Source organism: Pseudomonas sp. SWRI22 (genome assembly GCF_014268395.2).
GTDB classification, from domain to species: Bacteria; Pseudomonadota; Gammaproteobacteria; order Pseudomonadales; family Pseudomonadaceae; genus Aquipseudomonas; species Aquipseudomonas paracarnis.
Genome location: NZ_JABWQK020000002.1, coordinates 163273 through 177814 on the forward strand (window position 1 = coordinate 163273; position 14542 = coordinate 177814).

General features: G+C 60.6%; 11 protein-coding genes and 1 pseudogene. 5 read left to right on the plus strand and 7 right to left on the minus strand.

Translation table 11 applies throughout. The features are described from left to right. Positions 1–186 precede the first annotated feature (186 nt). On the plus strand, positions 187–1035 hold the full coding sequence (gene purU / locus HU730_RS18090; protein WP_019821236.1) for a formyltetrahydrofolate deformylase: 849 nt from the start codon (positions 187–189) through the stop codon (positions 1033–1035). A 123-nt stretch (positions 1036–1158) separates the two neighbouring features. Here the strand turns inward: purU and HU730_RS18095 are convergent, their stop codons facing one another. The 5 genes and pseudogenes from HU730_RS18095 to HU730_RS18110 form a co-directional block, all read right to left on the minus strand. Then, entirely contained in the window at positions 1159–2268 is a 1110-nt protein-coding gene (locus HU730_RS18095) for a lysylphosphatidylglycerol synthase transmembrane domain-containing protein (RefSeq protein ID WP_054918407.1), read from the minus strand. Further along, a complete protein-coding gene (locus tag HU730_RS18100) occupies positions 2256–3008 on the minus strand; it encodes a polysaccharide deacetylase family protein (protein WP_034128595.1) in 753 nt (250 codons plus the stop codon). Before HU730_RS18100 ends, HU730_RS18095 begins: the two co-directional genes overlap by 13 nt. Next, on the minus strand, positions 3001–4122 hold the full coding sequence (locus HU730_RS18105; protein WP_034128594.1) for a glycosyltransferase family 1 protein: 1122 nt from the start codon (positions 4120–4122) through the stop codon (positions 3001–3003). The genes HU730_RS18100 and HU730_RS18105 overlap by 8 nt, the downstream gene beginning before the upstream one ends. A gap of 100 nt (positions 4123–4222) precedes the next feature. Continuing rightward, a pseudogene (locus tag HU730_RS26765) lies at positions 4223–4309 on the minus strand (outer membrane lipoprotein carrier protein LolA); the annotation flags it as partial. Between the two features lie 36 nt (positions 4310–4345). Next, complete coding sequence (locus HU730_RS18110; RefSeq protein WP_034128593.1) at positions 4346–6235, minus strand: methyl-accepting chemotaxis protein; 1890 nt, start codon at positions 6233–6235, stop codon at positions 4346–4348. Positions 6236–6440: 205 nt separating this feature from the next. On the opposite strand from HU730_RS18110, the gene HU730_RS18115 reads away from it, so the two are divergent. Then, positions 6441–7919, plus strand: a complete 1479-nt coding sequence (locus HU730_RS18115) for a helicase HerA-like domain-containing protein (RefSeq protein ID WP_060764980.1) — start codon at positions 6441–6443, stop codon at positions 7917–7919. Between the two features lie 4 nt (positions 7920–7923). Here HU730_RS18115 and HU730_RS18120 read toward each other — a convergent pair whose 3' ends face one another. After that, complete coding sequence (locus HU730_RS18120) at positions 7924–8379, minus strand: DciA family protein (protein WP_034128591.1); 456 nt, start codon at positions 8377–8379, stop codon at positions 7924–7926. Between the two features lie 306 nt (positions 8380–8685). Between HU730_RS18120 and secA the strand changes: the two genes are divergently transcribed. From secA to HU730_RS18135, 3 genes are all read left to right on the plus strand, one after another. Then, on the plus strand, positions 8686–11421 hold the full coding sequence (secA, locus tag HU730_RS18125) for a preprotein translocase subunit SecA (RefSeq protein ID WP_014719726.1): 2736 nt from the start codon (positions 8686–8688) through the stop codon (positions 11419–11421). A gap of 124 nt (positions 11422–11545) precedes the next feature. After that, a complete protein-coding gene (argJ, locus tag HU730_RS18130; RefSeq protein ID WP_034128590.1) occupies positions 11546–12763 on the plus strand; it encodes a bifunctional glutamate N-acetyltransferase/amino-acid acetyltransferase ArgJ in 1218 nt (405 codons plus the stop codon). 143 nt (positions 12764–12906) lie between these two features. Continuing rightward, entirely contained in the window at positions 12907–13851 is a 945-nt protein-coding gene (locus HU730_RS18135; protein WP_186527681.1) for a Nudix family hydrolase, read from the plus strand. 110 nt (positions 13852–13961) lie between these two features. Here the strand turns inward: HU730_RS18135 and HU730_RS18140 are convergent, their stop codons facing one another. Beyond that, on the minus strand, positions 13962–14540 hold the full coding sequence (locus HU730_RS18140) for a cob(I)yrinic acid a,c-diamide adenosyltransferase (protein ID WP_032895497.1): 579 nt from the start codon (positions 14538–14540) through the stop codon (positions 13962–13964). Between the last annotated feature and the right edge of the window lie 2 nt (positions 14541–14542).

Genomic DNA, 14542 nt, shown 5'->3' on the forward strand with positions numbered 1-14542 from the left:
ATCACCTTAATTTTTTGCTACCGGCCTGAGCATGCCGTTGTATCGTCATATAGCGCTGGTAAAACCTTACACGATTAAGGGGTGTTACCACGGCCATGCCTCAAGATAAGGTGCAAGGGAATACTGCAGTTTTTCTGCGTAATCGCTAGAATAGCGGCCTTTGTGAAGTTCTGGAGTTTCCCCCTAATGCGCACTTTTCGGCTGGTGATTGCTTGCCCGGACCGGGTTGGCATCGTTGCCAAGGTCAGTAACTTTCTGGCTTCCCATAATGGCTGGATCACCGAGGCGAGCCATCACTCGGACGATCTCAGTGGTTGGTTTTTCATGCGTCACGAAATCCGTGCCGATACGTTGCCCTTTGGCCTGGAAGCCTTCCGCGAGGCGTTTGCGCCGATTGCCGAAGAGTTTTCAATGACCTGGCACATCACCGATACAGAGCAGAAGAAACGCGTGGTGCTGATGGCCAGCCGCGAATCCCACTGCCTGGCAGACCTGCTGCACCGCTGGCACAGCGACGAACTCGATTGCGAGATTGCCTGCGTGATCTCCAACCATGACGACCTGCGCAGCATGGTCGAATGGCATGGCATCCCTTATTACCATGTGCCGGTCAACCCACAGGACAAGGAGCCGGCATTCGCCGAAGTGTCGCGCTTGGTCAAGCAGCATGACGCGGATGTAGTGGTGCTGGCGCGCTACATGCAAATCCTGCCACCGGAGTTGTGCCGCGAATACGCTGGCAAGGTGATCAACATCCACCACAGCTTCTTGCCGTCCTTTGTTGGTGCCAAGCCTTATCACCAGGCTTCCTTGCGTGGCGTGAAGCTGATTGGTGCAACCTGCCACTACGTGACCGAAGAGCTGGACGCCGGCCCGATCATCGAGCAGGACGTGGTGCGCGTCAGCCACAGCGACAGTATTGAAGACATGGTGCGGTTCGGCCGTGATGTCGAAAAGATGGTGTTGGCCCGTGGCTTGCGCTACCACCTGGAAGATCGCGTGTTGGTGCACGGCAACAAGACCGTGGTCTTCTGACCCAGCGGTTTTGATTGAAAGACACGGGGGCCTGGAGGTAAAACTCTCCAGGCCCTTTTTTATTTCTGTTTCAGGAGATTCCCATGAGCGACCCGCTCGATAAAGCCACCTCACGGGCGCCTGCTACCTTGGGCGAGGGCTGTTTGAGTCGTTACGACCCGGACGCGCTGGATGCCGAGGATGGTACTGATTTTCCAGGCGCGGCGCGTTTATGGGAACAGACACAGGCGCAGGATGAGCAGCCTGCCGCCCCTGAAAAAGACGCTTGAGCAGCGGTTTGCCGACCATCAATAGAAACACTGGCGCACCGGCCAGCAAATAGAAGTAGTAGGTCACCGCGCGCCAGATCAGAATCGCCGCAGCCGCTGTGGATGTGCCCACCATGGGCGCCAGCAGTGCCGCTGACGTCAACTCCGCAGCGCCGGCCCCGCCTGGCGCCAGGCTGAACTGCCCGGCAGTCAGGGATAACATCTGGATCAGAAAGCTCCAGGCCCACTGCACCTCGCCCCCCAACCCGCGCAGCGCCAGGTACAGCACGCTGTAACGCAGCAGCCAATGCAGGCTGGTCAGCGCAAAGACCCCAAGCAAGGTGCTCCGGGGTAGTTTCAGGGTGGCGCTGAACGCCGCAAGAAAACGCAGCAACCGGCGTGCCCAGCGTCGGCGGGTGGTAGCACTGACCTTCATGGCCTTGAGTGCCAAACCCGCCAGGCGAATCAGCCGTCGGTGAAAATGCACCACGGCCCAGCCACTGATTACCCCACCCACCATCGACACGGCGCTGAGCCCCAGCAACCACTCCAGACGCGGGCTGAGGCTATGGAATAGCGCATATAGCAAGATCCCCACCAGTGCGCAGAGAAAAAACACTAGGTCGCTCAACTGGTCCATGGCAAACACCGCGCTGCCTTGGGCGGGGCGGATGCCATTGCGTGCCAGCAGGGCCATCAGGGTCAACGGCCCGCCGCTGCCGCCGGGTGTTGCACACATGGCGAACTCGGTGGATATCACCACGCCAAGGCTTTTAAGCGGGCCTAACTCGCCGCGATGCTCGCCAAGCAGCAGGCGGATACGCAGACTGTTGATCAGCCAGCAGCCAATGATCATGGCGAACATCCCCAGTAACTGGGGCAAGGGAAACTGGCGCAGGCGCGCAATGCTTTCGCCGCCGCCCAGCCACAATGGGATCACCAGCGCCACCAAGAGCGCCAACACTAACCAGATCAGTCGGCCCATGGCTGCGTCGCCAGCCAGGCGGCCTTGGTTTGGGGGACGCGCCCCGCGTTGAGCAGGCGTTGCAGGGTGTCTAGCCAATAATCGCGGGAAAACCTGTGGCGCATGTCCACCGGGTGCAAACCCAGTCGGATCAGCGGGGCCTCCTGCCACCGCTGTTCACGGCGATCACTGAGGATTTTGGACAATCCCCGGCGCCAGCCGCTGCGGGCGCTCCACACCAGGCCGGGGGCGTTGATAGGCGTGAAGTCCGGCAGGCGATAAAGATGTTGTGGGTCGCTGGTGTAGCTCAGCGGCAACTGGCGCAATGCCTGCCGGGTGCCGTCGCTCATCAACCAGGCGGGCGCAACAAAGCCATGCAGCGGCCAGCCATTGCGCTCAAATACCTCAATGCCGGCGGTCAACCGCCGCAACGCCTCGGCTTCGGACAGCTGGTAAAACTCGCCTTCGTGGGTATAGATGCGTCGCATAAACCATTCTTTTGGCGTACGCGGCCGAGGTTGGTCGTCGCAATGGTAGTACCCGTGCAAGGTGAGCTCATCGCCCTTGGCGACACGGCTGTCGAGCAGGCGCCGAAAATCGCGGTGGGCGGCCAAGTCGTCATGGTGATGGAAGTCTGGCACCACCAGCCAAGTGATGGGCACGTGGCCCAGTGCATCGACGGCCTCGACGAACGGCCGGTAGTCGGCCCAGGTGTGCGGAGCCACGTCGTGCAGTACCAGCATCAGCGCGCGCTCAGCCATGGGCGAGCATCGGTTCATGGCTGCCCAGCACGGCGCAGTAATGCCCCAGCAGGCTGTCGACTACCGTGTCCCACGCATAATGCTGCTCGACATGGCGCCGAGCCTGAGCACCCAGGCGTCGGCTGTCGGTACTGAACAGCTCGCGCACCGCCTCGGCCATGGCCTTGGGGTTGTTTGGCGCGCACAGCAGGCCACAACGCTCGTCGACAATCTCGGTAAAGGCCCCGGCCGCCACGGCGACCACTGGAATACCGCAGGCCATGGCTTCCAGGATCACCAGGCCGAAGGTCTCCTGGTCGCCACCATGCAGTAAGGCGTCGGCGCTGGCCATCAACCGAGCGACATGTTGGGCGGGCCGGAATCCGTCAATCACGGTGACATTGTCTGGCACGCTGGCCGGCATGCCGGAGCCCACCAGCAGCAAGTGGTAGCCTTCCCCCAGGCGTTTCATGCAGTTGAGCAGCACCGGCAGGTTTTTCTCCTTGGAGCCGCGCCCGGCGAAGATCAGTAGCCGAGTGTCTTCGCCAATCCCCAGTTCGGCGCGCAGGCCGGGGTCACGTACCTCAGGGGTGAAGGTTTGCAGGTCTACGCCCAGGGGTTGAACGAAGACATTTCTGACGCCAAGCCCGATGAGCTTGTCGGCCATTACCTGGCTGGGGGCGAGCACTCGGTCAAAATTCCCATAGAGTTTGCGCACATAGGCTTCAACATTGGGGGTAAACCAAGGCCCCATGCGGTTGCTCACCAGCAGTGGCAGGTCGGAGTGGTAAAAGCCGATGACCGGCACATCCAATTGGCGTCGGGCATCCAGCGCGGCCCACGCGGTCAGGTAAGGGTCGCCAACTTCGATCAGGTCGGGCTGTAAATCGTGCAGGACATTTCGCCAAGGCGCCAAACGAAGGGGGAAGCGATAGCCTTTGCCGAAGGGCAGGGCGGGCGCCGGTACTTTGAAGATGCCGTCCTGCTCGCTCAAGTGTGCGCCAGGAATCAACAGGCTGTGGCGAATGCCCTGCTTGAGCGCCAGACGCCGGTGCTTGGCGTCAAGGTAAGTGCGTACGCCACCGCTGGCCGGGGCGTAGAACATGGTTATGTCAGCGATATGCACGATGAACATCCCTCCGATCCATTGCTCTCCCTAGATGGACCTGAGGTAAGGATAGATGTTCGGTTTAGATTCGCAGCATGACGGTGGCGGGAGCGGACAAACAGCACGCTGTAGGAGCGAGCTTGCTCGCGAAAAACTCACAGACCCCGCGTTTCTTCAGGCAGCCCGCGTTATCGTTGACGTTTTTCGCGAGCAAGCTCGCTCCTACAGGTGGATTAAGGTGGGGGGCACCTCAGATCCGGAAGCTGCCCACCAATTGCTTCAAGCGCGAGGCCTGTTGTTCCAGGTCCGAGCAGGCGCGCAGGGTCGATTGCAGGTTTTCCACCCCTTCCTGGTTGAGGGTGTTGATCTCGGTGATGTCCATATTGATCGACTCCACCACCGAGGTTTGTTCTTCCGTTGCGGTGGCGACCGACTGGTTCATGCCGTCGATCTCGCCAATGCGCTGGGTCACGCTGTTCAGGCGCTCGCCGGCCAGGTTGGCGATTTCCACGCTGTCCAGGCTGTGGCGTTGGCTTTCGCTCATGGTAGTCACCGAGTCCCGGGCACCCACCTGTAGCTCTTCGATCATCGTCTGCACCTGTTGCGCCGACTCCTGAGTGCGATGAGCGAGGTTGCGCACTTCATCGGCCACGACCGCAAAGCCACGCCCGGCTTCCCCCGCGCGCGCCGCTTCGATCGCCGCATTGAGCGCCAGCAGATTGGTTTGCTGGGAAATGCTGGTGATCACCTCAAGAATCTGGCCGATATTCACCGTTTTGCTGTTAAGTGCTTCGATATTGGTGCTTGAGGTGCTGATCATGCTGGATAACTGCGTCATCGCCTTGATATTGCGTTCAACCACCTGCTGGCCGTCTTCGGCCAAGTGCCTGGCATCGCTGGCCTGACTGGAGGCTTGGGCGGCGTTGCGTGCGATCTCCTGGGCTGCGGCCCCCAGTTGATTGATGGCGGCAGCGACACTGTTGGTGCGGTTGGCCTGTTCGTCAGAGTTGACCATCGACGAGTTGGAGGCGCTGACCACCCGCAGGGCTACTTCATTGACGTGCTCGGTGGCTGAAGACACTTCGCGAATCGAGGTATGAATGCGCTCGACGAAGCGGTTGAAAGCATTGCCCAAGGTGCCGAATTCATCATTGTTCTGGATGGTCAGGCGGCGGGTCAGGTCGCCTTCACCGTCGGCAATGTCTTGCATGGCGCGGGTCATCAGGTGCAAAGGTTGCAGCAAGACGCGGATCAGCATGCCGAGCAGGGCGATGATGATCACCACCGCGATGATCGTGGCGATCACCGCCGAGGTGCGGAACTCACTGAGCATGGCGAAAGACTTGTCCTTGTCCACCGAAACGCCCAGGTACCAGTTCACCGATGGCAGGCCCTTGATCGGTGTGAACGTCACGATATTGGTCTTGCCATTGGCTTGCACTTCGCTGAAGTCGCCGCTGATCTTCGGCGTGTCTTTTGGATAAACGTCCGACAGGGTCTTCATCACCAGGGCTTTATCGGGGTGCACCAGCACTTTGCCGTCGGCGCTGACCAGGAACGCATAGCCCATGCCGCCAAAATCCAGCGCGCCGATGTTATCCACCAGGGTCTGCAGGCTCAGGTCGCCACCGACCACGCCGATGCTCTGGCCGCCCTTGGCGCTTGGCGTGGCAACGGAGATGATCAGTTGCCCGGTCGCCGCGTCGATATAGGGTTCGGTCAGGGTCGAGCCGTTACTGGCCTGGGCGCCCTTGTACCAGGGGCGAACACGCGGGTCGAAGCCGTCGGGCATCTTGGTGTCAGGGCGGATGGTGAACGTGCCCTGGCTGTCACCGACGTAGGTCGCCATGAATGACGAGGTCAGCGCTTTCTGCTCCAGCAGGCTGGCGACGACGGCTTTTTCAGGGTTGATGGCGATGTTCTGTGCGGCGTTTTCCACCAGGGCGATACGTCCGGTGAGCCAGGTCTGGATGTTGCTGGCGGTAACGTCGCCCATCTCGTGCAGATAGTTGTTGAGGTCGTCGCGAATCGCGTTGCGCTGCAGATAGTCGTTGTAGAGGGTAAACAACGCAAAGGCGGCGATGACGATAAGGGAGGCTGCAAGCAGGATCTTGTGGCTGAAGCGCAGATTTTTGTTCATGGCTTGAAGGGTCCGCTAAGGTCTTAATATCCGAGGCGCATCCAATGCGGGAGGCGCGAAATGGCAGCGTTAAAAAAGGTGTGGTATTTCTGGTGATAGCTCCGTTGGTCCGTATCGGAATTATCTGACCGTTTTTTAGTCTTTGTCGGGCTTACATCCGTCTATATCGACCTCGCGGCACTAAAGATTAACCATAGGTGACGAAATGCCTGACTCCACACAACTGCTTATCGGTGCAGGCCTTGACGGCCAGCCCATCGCCCAGTCCATGCGCCTGGCCAACCGTCATGGGTTGATCGCCGGCGCCACCGGCACCGGCAAGACCGTCACCTTGCAGCGCCTGGCGGAAGCCTTCAGTGATGCGGGCGTGGCGGTGTTCGCCGCCGACATCAAAGGCGACCTCTGCGGCCTGGGCGCCGCCGCCAACCCCCAGGGCAAAGTGGCCGAGCGCATCGCCGGTATGCCCTTCCTTGATTACACGGCCCAGGCGTACCCGGTCACCCTGTGGGATATCCACGGCCAATCCGGTCATCCGTTGCGCACCACCATCAGTGAAATGGGCCCGCTCTTGCTCGGCAGCCTATTGGAACTCACCGACAGCCAGCAGTCGGCGCTCTATGCGGCGTTCAAAGTGGCCGACCGCGAAGGCCTGTTGCTGCTGGACCTCAAGGACCTCAAGGCACTGCTCAATCACCTGCGCTATCACCCGGAGCTGCTGGGCGAAGACGCCGCCTTGATGACCACTGGTTCCAGCCAGGCCTTGTTACGACGCCTGGCGGTGCTGGAGCAGCAGGGCGCCGAAGCCTTGTTTGGCGAGCCGGCCCTGCAACTGGAGGATATTTTGCAGCCCGCCAGTGATGGGCGTGGGCGCATCCACCTGCTGGACGCCAGCCGCCTGGTGCATGAAGCGCCGAAGGTCTACGCGACCTTCCTGTTATGGCTGCTGGCAGAGTTGTTCGAACAATTGCCGGAACGCGGCGATGCCGACAAACCGTTGCTGGCGTTGTTTTTCGATGAAGCGCACTTGTTGTTCGCCGATACGCCAAAAGCCTTGCAGGAGCGTCTGGAGCAAGTGGTGCGGCTGATCCGTTCCAAAGGGGTTGGCGTGTACTTCGTCACCCAGTCGCCGAGCGACCTGCCGGATACGGTGCTGGCGCAACTGGGCCTGCGCATCCAGCACGGTTTGCGCGCATTCACCGCCAAAGAGCAGAAATCCTTGCGAGCGGTGGCGGACGGTTTTCGGCCCAACCCGACGTTCGATACCTTGTCAGTGCTTACAGAGTTGGGCACCGGTGAGGCATTGGTGGGAACCTTGCAGGAAAAGGGCACGCCGGAAGTCGTCCAGCGCGTACTGGTTGCTCCCCCGCAATCGCGGATCGGGCCGCTCACCGAAGCCGAACGTAAGGCGTTGGTTGCCAGTTCGCCGCTGTTGGGGCGCTATGACAAACCAGTGGATCGTGAGTCTGCCTATGAGGTGCTGATGGCCCGCAAGGAGCTTGGGCCTGCCGAGCAGGCTGCTCCGGCCGCCGAAGAGCCGAGCTTCACCGACAAGGCGGGTGCATTCCTGGGGACCACGGCGGGCAAGGCGTTGAAATCAGCCATGCAGCAGGCCGCCAATCAGATGGGGCGCCAGTTGGTGCGGGGGTTGCTGGGTTCGTTGCTGGGCGGCAGCAAACGCAAATAGCGCTTCAGGCTTTGGGCCGGGCATGGGCGGCCAGCCGTTCCAGGGCAGCGCGCAACCCCGGGTCGTTGATCCCTTCAGCAGTGGCCTGAAGGGTTTCGGCGGCCGTTTCCGACAGGTCCATGGTATGCCCCACTGCGCCTTGCGGCACGGTGGGTGGCTGTACCTTGAACTGAATGCGCGTCAAATTGGCAAATTCGTCGAACGCCATCAACTGGCGCTGCAAGCGCTTCTGTTGGTAGCGCAAGCGGGTGGCCCAATGCCCATCGGTGACAATTAATAGCAGGTTGCCTTCACGCCAGGAGGCGACGTGACAATGTTCCCGGGCGGCCGGCTGCAGTTGGCTTTCCAGCAGGCGTTGCAGATGGCCCAAGCGTTGCGCCTGGCCGAAGATAGCTTTCAGCGGTTTGGCTTCGCGGAGCAACGCGCCGGGGGCGCGGGCTGTGAGAGGGCGAAATGCCATGTCTAGACACCTTAGGTAACAGAGCGGCTATCTTAGCAGAAAGCGCCTGTATGCCCCGAGGCTCTGCGTCGGCAGGGCTTTCTCCGTCAAATCAATAAGTAACTTCTGCGCCTAGTGGGTTGAAGTTCCAGCAAAAGCCCTTATTTTAAACATGCCCTCTCACTATGCCGTGCCTGTCTCAGGGAACAACGCCACTTTCCTCACCCACGATTCCGGGTAGAATGCGCGTTCGCAATGCGGCCGTGAGGGCTGCTCGGGCCACTCACGGTGCGCCCTCCATCCCTATGTGTGGAAGAACCTGCCGATATGTTTGCGCCTTTGTTAAAGAAACTTTTTGGAAGCAAGAATGAGCGCGAAGTCAAACGCATGCTCAAGACGGTGCAGCTGGTCAATGCCTTCGAAGAGCAGATGGTTGCTCTGTCGGACGAGCAATTGCGCGCCAAGACCCAAGAGTTCAAGGCCCGCATAGCCAAAGGTGAAACCCTCGACAAGCTGCTGCCCGAAGCCTTCGCGGTTGCCCGTGAAGCCGGTAAGCGCGTCATGGGCATGCGCCACTTCGACGTCCAGTTGATCGGCGGCATGACCTTGCATGAAGGCATGATTGCCGAAATGCGCACCGGTGAAGGCAAGACCCTGGTGGCAACCCTGGGCGTTTACCTCAACGCACTGTCCGGCAAGGGCGTGCACGTTGTGACGGTGAACGACTACCTGGCTCGCCGGGACGCCAACTGGATGCGCCCGTTGTATGAATTCCTCGGCCTGACCGTCGGCGTGGTAACGCCGTTCCAGCCGCCGGAAGAGAAGCGCGCCGCGTACGCCTGCGACATCACCTACGGTACCAACAACGAATTCGGTTTCGATTACCTGCGCGACAACATGGCGTTCAGCATGGATGAAAAATTCCAGCGTGAACTCAACTTTGCCGTGATCGACGAAGTCGACTCCATCCTCATCGACGAAGCCCGTACCCCGCTGATCATCTCCGGCCAGGCCGAAGACAGCTCGCGCCTGTACACCGAGATCAACAAGTTGATCCCGCGTCTTGAGCAGCACATCGAGGAAGTGGAAGGCGTGGTGACCAAAGAAGGTCACTTCACCATCGACGAGAAGACCCGCCAGGTCGAACTCAACGAAGCCGGTCACCAGTTTGTCGAAGAAATGCTGACCCAGATCGGCGAACTGGCCGAAGGCGAAAGCCTGTACTCGGCGCACAACCTGGGCCTGTTGACCCACGTGTACGCTGGCCTGCGCGCCCACAAGCTGTTCCATCGCAACGTCGAATACATCGTGCAGGACGGCCAGGTGGTACTGGTTGACGAGCACACCGGTCGTACCATGCCCGGTCGTCGTCTGTCCGAAGGCCTGCACCAGGCCATCGAAGCCAAGGAACACCTCAACATCCAGGCCGAAAGCCAGACGTTGGCGTCCACCACCTTCCAGAACTACTTCCGTCTGTACAACAAGCTGTCCGGCATGACCGGTACGGCCGACACCGAAGCGTTCGAATTCCACCAGATCTACAACCTGGCCGTGATGGTCATTCCGCCGAACAAACCGTTGGCGCGTAAAGACTACAACGACCTGGTGTTCCTGACCGCCGAAGAGAAATACGCGGCGATCATCAATGACATCAAGGACGGTATGGCCAAGGGCCGTCCGATCCTGGTGGGTACCGCCACCATCGAGACCTCCGAGCACGTGTCCAACCTGCTCAACAAGGAAGGCATCGAGCACAAGGTACTGAACGCCAAGTTCCACGAAAAAGAAGCCGAGATCATTGCCCAGGCCGGTCGCCCAGGCGCACTGACCATCGCCACCAACATGGCCGGTCGTGGTACCGACATCCTGTTGGGTGGCAACTGGGAAGTGGAAGTGGCCTCGCTCGACAACCCGACGCCTGAGCAGATCGCCCAGATCAAGGCCGACTGGCAGAAGCGTCACCAGGCTGTGCTGGAATCCGGTGGCTTGCAGGTGATCGCGTCCGAGCGTCACGAATCGCGTCGTATCGACAACCAGCTGCGTGGCCGTGCCGGCCGCCAGGGTGATGCCGGTTCCAGCCGTTTCTACCTGTCGTTGGAAGACAGCCTGATGCGTATCTTCGCATCGGACCGGGTGAAGAACTTCATGAAAGCCCTGGGCATGCAGTCCGGTGAAGCGATCGAGCACCGCATGGTGACCAACGCCATCGAGAAGGCCCAGCGCAAAGTAGAAGGCCGTAACTTCGACATTCGCAAGCAACTGCTCGAGTTCGACGACGTCAACAACGAACAGCGTAAAGTGATCTATCACATGCGTAACACGTTGCTGGCCGCCGACAACATTGGCGAGACCATCGCTGATTTCCGTCAGGACGTGCTCAATGCCACTGTCAGCGCCCATATTCCGCCACAGTCGCTGCCTGAGCAGTGGGATGTTGCCGGCCTGGAAGCGGCATTGAAGAGCGACTTCGGTGTGGACTTGCCGGTTCAGCAATGGCTGGACGAAGACGACCACCTGTACGAAGAAACCCTGCGCGAAAAACTGATGGCCGAGCTGCTGGCGGCGTACAACGAGAAAGAAGAGCAGGCGAGTGCCGAAGCTCTGCGCACCTTCGAGAAACAGATCGTATTGCGCGTGCTGGATGACCTGTGGAAAGACCACCTGTCGACCATGGACCACCTGCGCCACGGTATCCACCTGCGTGGCTACGCCCAGAAGAACCCGAAGCAGGAGTACAAGCGCGAGTCGTTCACGCTGTTCTCCGAATTGCTGGATTCGATCAAGCGCGACTCGATCCGCGTGCTGTCCCACGTTCAGGTGCGTCGCGAAGACCCGATCGAGGAAGAAGCACGCCTGCGTCAGGAAGCCGAAGCACTGGCGGCGCGCATGCAGTTCCAGCATGACGAAGCGCCGGGCCTGGATGAGCCTGAAGCATTGGGTGAAGAGGTCGATGTGGCCCTGGCCCAGACCCCGGTTCGGAATGACCAGAAGCTGGGCCGCAACGAGCTGTGCTACTGCGGTTCGGGCAAGAAATTCAAACACTGCCACGGCCAGATCGAATAAGATTTTCGCCTGACGCTGCAACACCCCGCGCCGCGACCGGCCTTTGCCGTCGCGGCGTTTTGCCATTAATTCCCACCGTCGATAGCGACGGCACAGACATCACCTATTTTTGAGGAGCGCATTCATGGCTGTTGGTCTTGGTCCTTTGCCCACGTTGCACCCGGTTGCCGGTTTTGAACTCGGTATCGCTTCGGCGGGCATCAAGCGCCCGGGGCGCAAGGATGTGGTGGTGATGCGTTGTGCGGAAGGCTCGACCGTGGCGGGCGTGTTCACCCTCAATGCCTTCTGCGCTGCGCCGGTGATTCTGGCCAAGCAACGAGTGGCCGGGTCGATTCGCTACCTGCTGACCAATACCGGCAATGCCAACGCCGGCACCGGAGAGCCGGGCCTTGTCGCGGCGGCGCGCACCTGCGCCAAGCTGGCCCAGTTGACCGGCGTCGATGCCAGCCAGGTGCTGCCGTACTCCACCGGTGTGATCGGTGAGCCGCTGCCGGTGGAAAAAATCGAAGGTGCCCTGCAAGCCGCGCTCGATGACCTGTCTGCGGATAACTGGGCGGCTGCCGCTACCGGCATCATGACCACCGATACCTTGCCAAAAGGCGCGAGCCGTCAGTTCGTGCATGAGGGCGTGACCATCACCGTCACCGGTATCAGCAAGGGCGCAGGCATGATTCGACCAAACATGGCCACCATGCTCGGTTATATCGCCACCGACGCCAAAGTCTCCCGTGATGTGCTGCAACGCCTGATGCTGGACGGCGCCAACAAGTCGTTCAACCGCATCACCATCGACGGTGATACCTCCACCAACGACTGCTGCATGCTGATCGCCACCGGCCAGGCCAATCTGCCGGAAATCACTTCCACCGAAGGTCCATTGTTCGCGGCGTTGAAACAGGCAGTGTTTGAAGTGTGCATGGACGTGGCCCAGGCCATCGTGCGTGACGGCGAGGGCGCGACCAAGTTCGTCACTGTTGAAGTCAACGGTGGCGGCAACCATCAGGAATGCCTGGATGTGGGCTACACCGTGGCGCACTCGCCGCTGATCAAGACCGCGCTGTTTGCTTCGGACCCGAACTGGGGCCGTATCCTCGCGGCTGTCGGCCGTGCTGGCGTGCCGGACCTGGACGTGAGCAAGATCGACGTGTTCCTGGGTGACGTGTGCATCGCCAGCCGTGGCGCCCGCGCCGAAACCTACACCGAAGCCCAGGGCTCGGCGGTGATGCAGCAGGAAGAAATCACCATCCGTATCGAACTGGGTCGTGGTGACTGCAGCGAAACCATCTGGACCACCGACCTGTCCCACGAGTACGTGAAGATCAACGCGGAATACCGTACCTGAAAATGACCCTCCCCCTGTAGGAGCGAGCTTGCTCGCGAAAAACTCAATGCCATCGCGGTTATCCTGGATGCACGCGTTATCGTTGACGTTCTTCGCGAGCAAGCTCGCTCCTACAAAGGGCTACGACGAGAGGAAGCAGTGGCGTGAAACGAGTGCATGTAGCAGCAGCGGTGATCCGCGGTGTCGATGGCAGGATCCTGCTGGCGCGCCGTGCCGATACTCAGCATCAAGGCGGGCTCTGGGAGTTTCCCGGCGGCAAGGTGGAGGCTGATGAGTCGGTTGCCACGGCTTTGTCCCGTGAATTGCAGGAAGAGCTGGGCATCCAGGTCACCACGGCGCGGCCGCTGATCAAGGTGCAACATGACTATCCGGACAAGCAGGTATTGCTGGATGTCTGGGAAGTCTCGGCTTTTACCGGCGAGCCCCATGGCGCTGAAGGGCAGCCGTTGGCGTGGGTGGCACCGCGGGACCTGGTCAACTATGAATTTCCGGCGGCGAATGCGCCGATTGTCGCCGCGGCACGCTTGCCCGCCGAGTACCTGATCACCCCTGGCGAGCTGGAGACCCCGACGCTGTTGCGCGGTATCCAAAAGGCTATTGCTGGTGGCATCAAGCTGGTTCAACTGCGTGCGCCCAACGGCTATGACCCCAAATACCGTGACCTGGCGGTAGATGCGGTGGGCCTGTGTGCCGGCAAGGCGCAATTGATGCTCAAGGGGCCGTTCGAGTGGCTGGGGGATTTCCCAGCTGCCGGCTGGCACATGACCTCGGCGCAGTTGCGCAAATACGCCAGTAAGGGCCGCCCACTGCCCAAAGACCGTTGGCTGGCGGCTTCGTGCCACAACGCGGAAGAGCTGGCCCTGGCAGAAATGATGGACGTGGATTTCGTCACCCTGTCGCCCGTCCAGCCGACCCAGACCCATCCGGATGCCCTGCCGTTGGGGTGGGAGCAGGCGCAGCAGTTGATCGCCGGGTTCAGCAAGCCGGTGTTTCTGTTGGGCGGGGTTGGGCCGGCGCAGCGGGAGCAGGCCTGGGAGGCTGGTGCGCAAGGTGTGGCAGGTATTCGAGCGTTCTGGCCGCAGGTGTGATGATCATTCCCACGCTCTGCGTGGGAATGCCTCCTGTGACGCTCTGCGTCACGTTTTGGACGCGGAGCGTCCCTTGATACATTCCCACGCAGAGCGTGGGAACGATCAGGTCAGTGTGGCTTGGCCGCCGCCTGCCACAACACTTCCGCAACGCCTTGGCGCTTGGCAATCACCCTGGCCGCCACAAACAGCAAATCCGACAACCGATTGATGTACGCCAACCCCACACCCTCCAGTGGCTCCACCGCATTCAAGTGCTGACAGCGGCGCTCGGCGCTGCGCGCCAGGCTGCGGCACACATGGGCCTGGGCAATCAAGGCTGAGCCGCCGGGCAGGATGAAATTCTCAAGCGGCCCGACTTCCTCGTTCCAGCGATCAATCGCTGCTTCCAGCCGATCCACTTCCGCCGCATTCAGCGCCTTGTATACCGGCATTGCCAGTTCACCGCCCAAGTCAAACAGACGGTGCTGGCAAGGCGTGAGCACTTCAATCACGTCCTTCAACGCCGGGTGCTTGCCGCTTTGTTCTTCAAGGTTGGCCAGCAGCAGGCCCAGTTGGCTGTTCAGGGTATCCACCTCGCCAATCGCTTCCACGCGTGGATGGTCCTTGGGCACGCGGCGGCCGTCGCCGAGGCCGGTTTCGCCTTTGTCGCCGGTACGGGTGTAGATCTTCGACAGGCGAAAGCCCATGG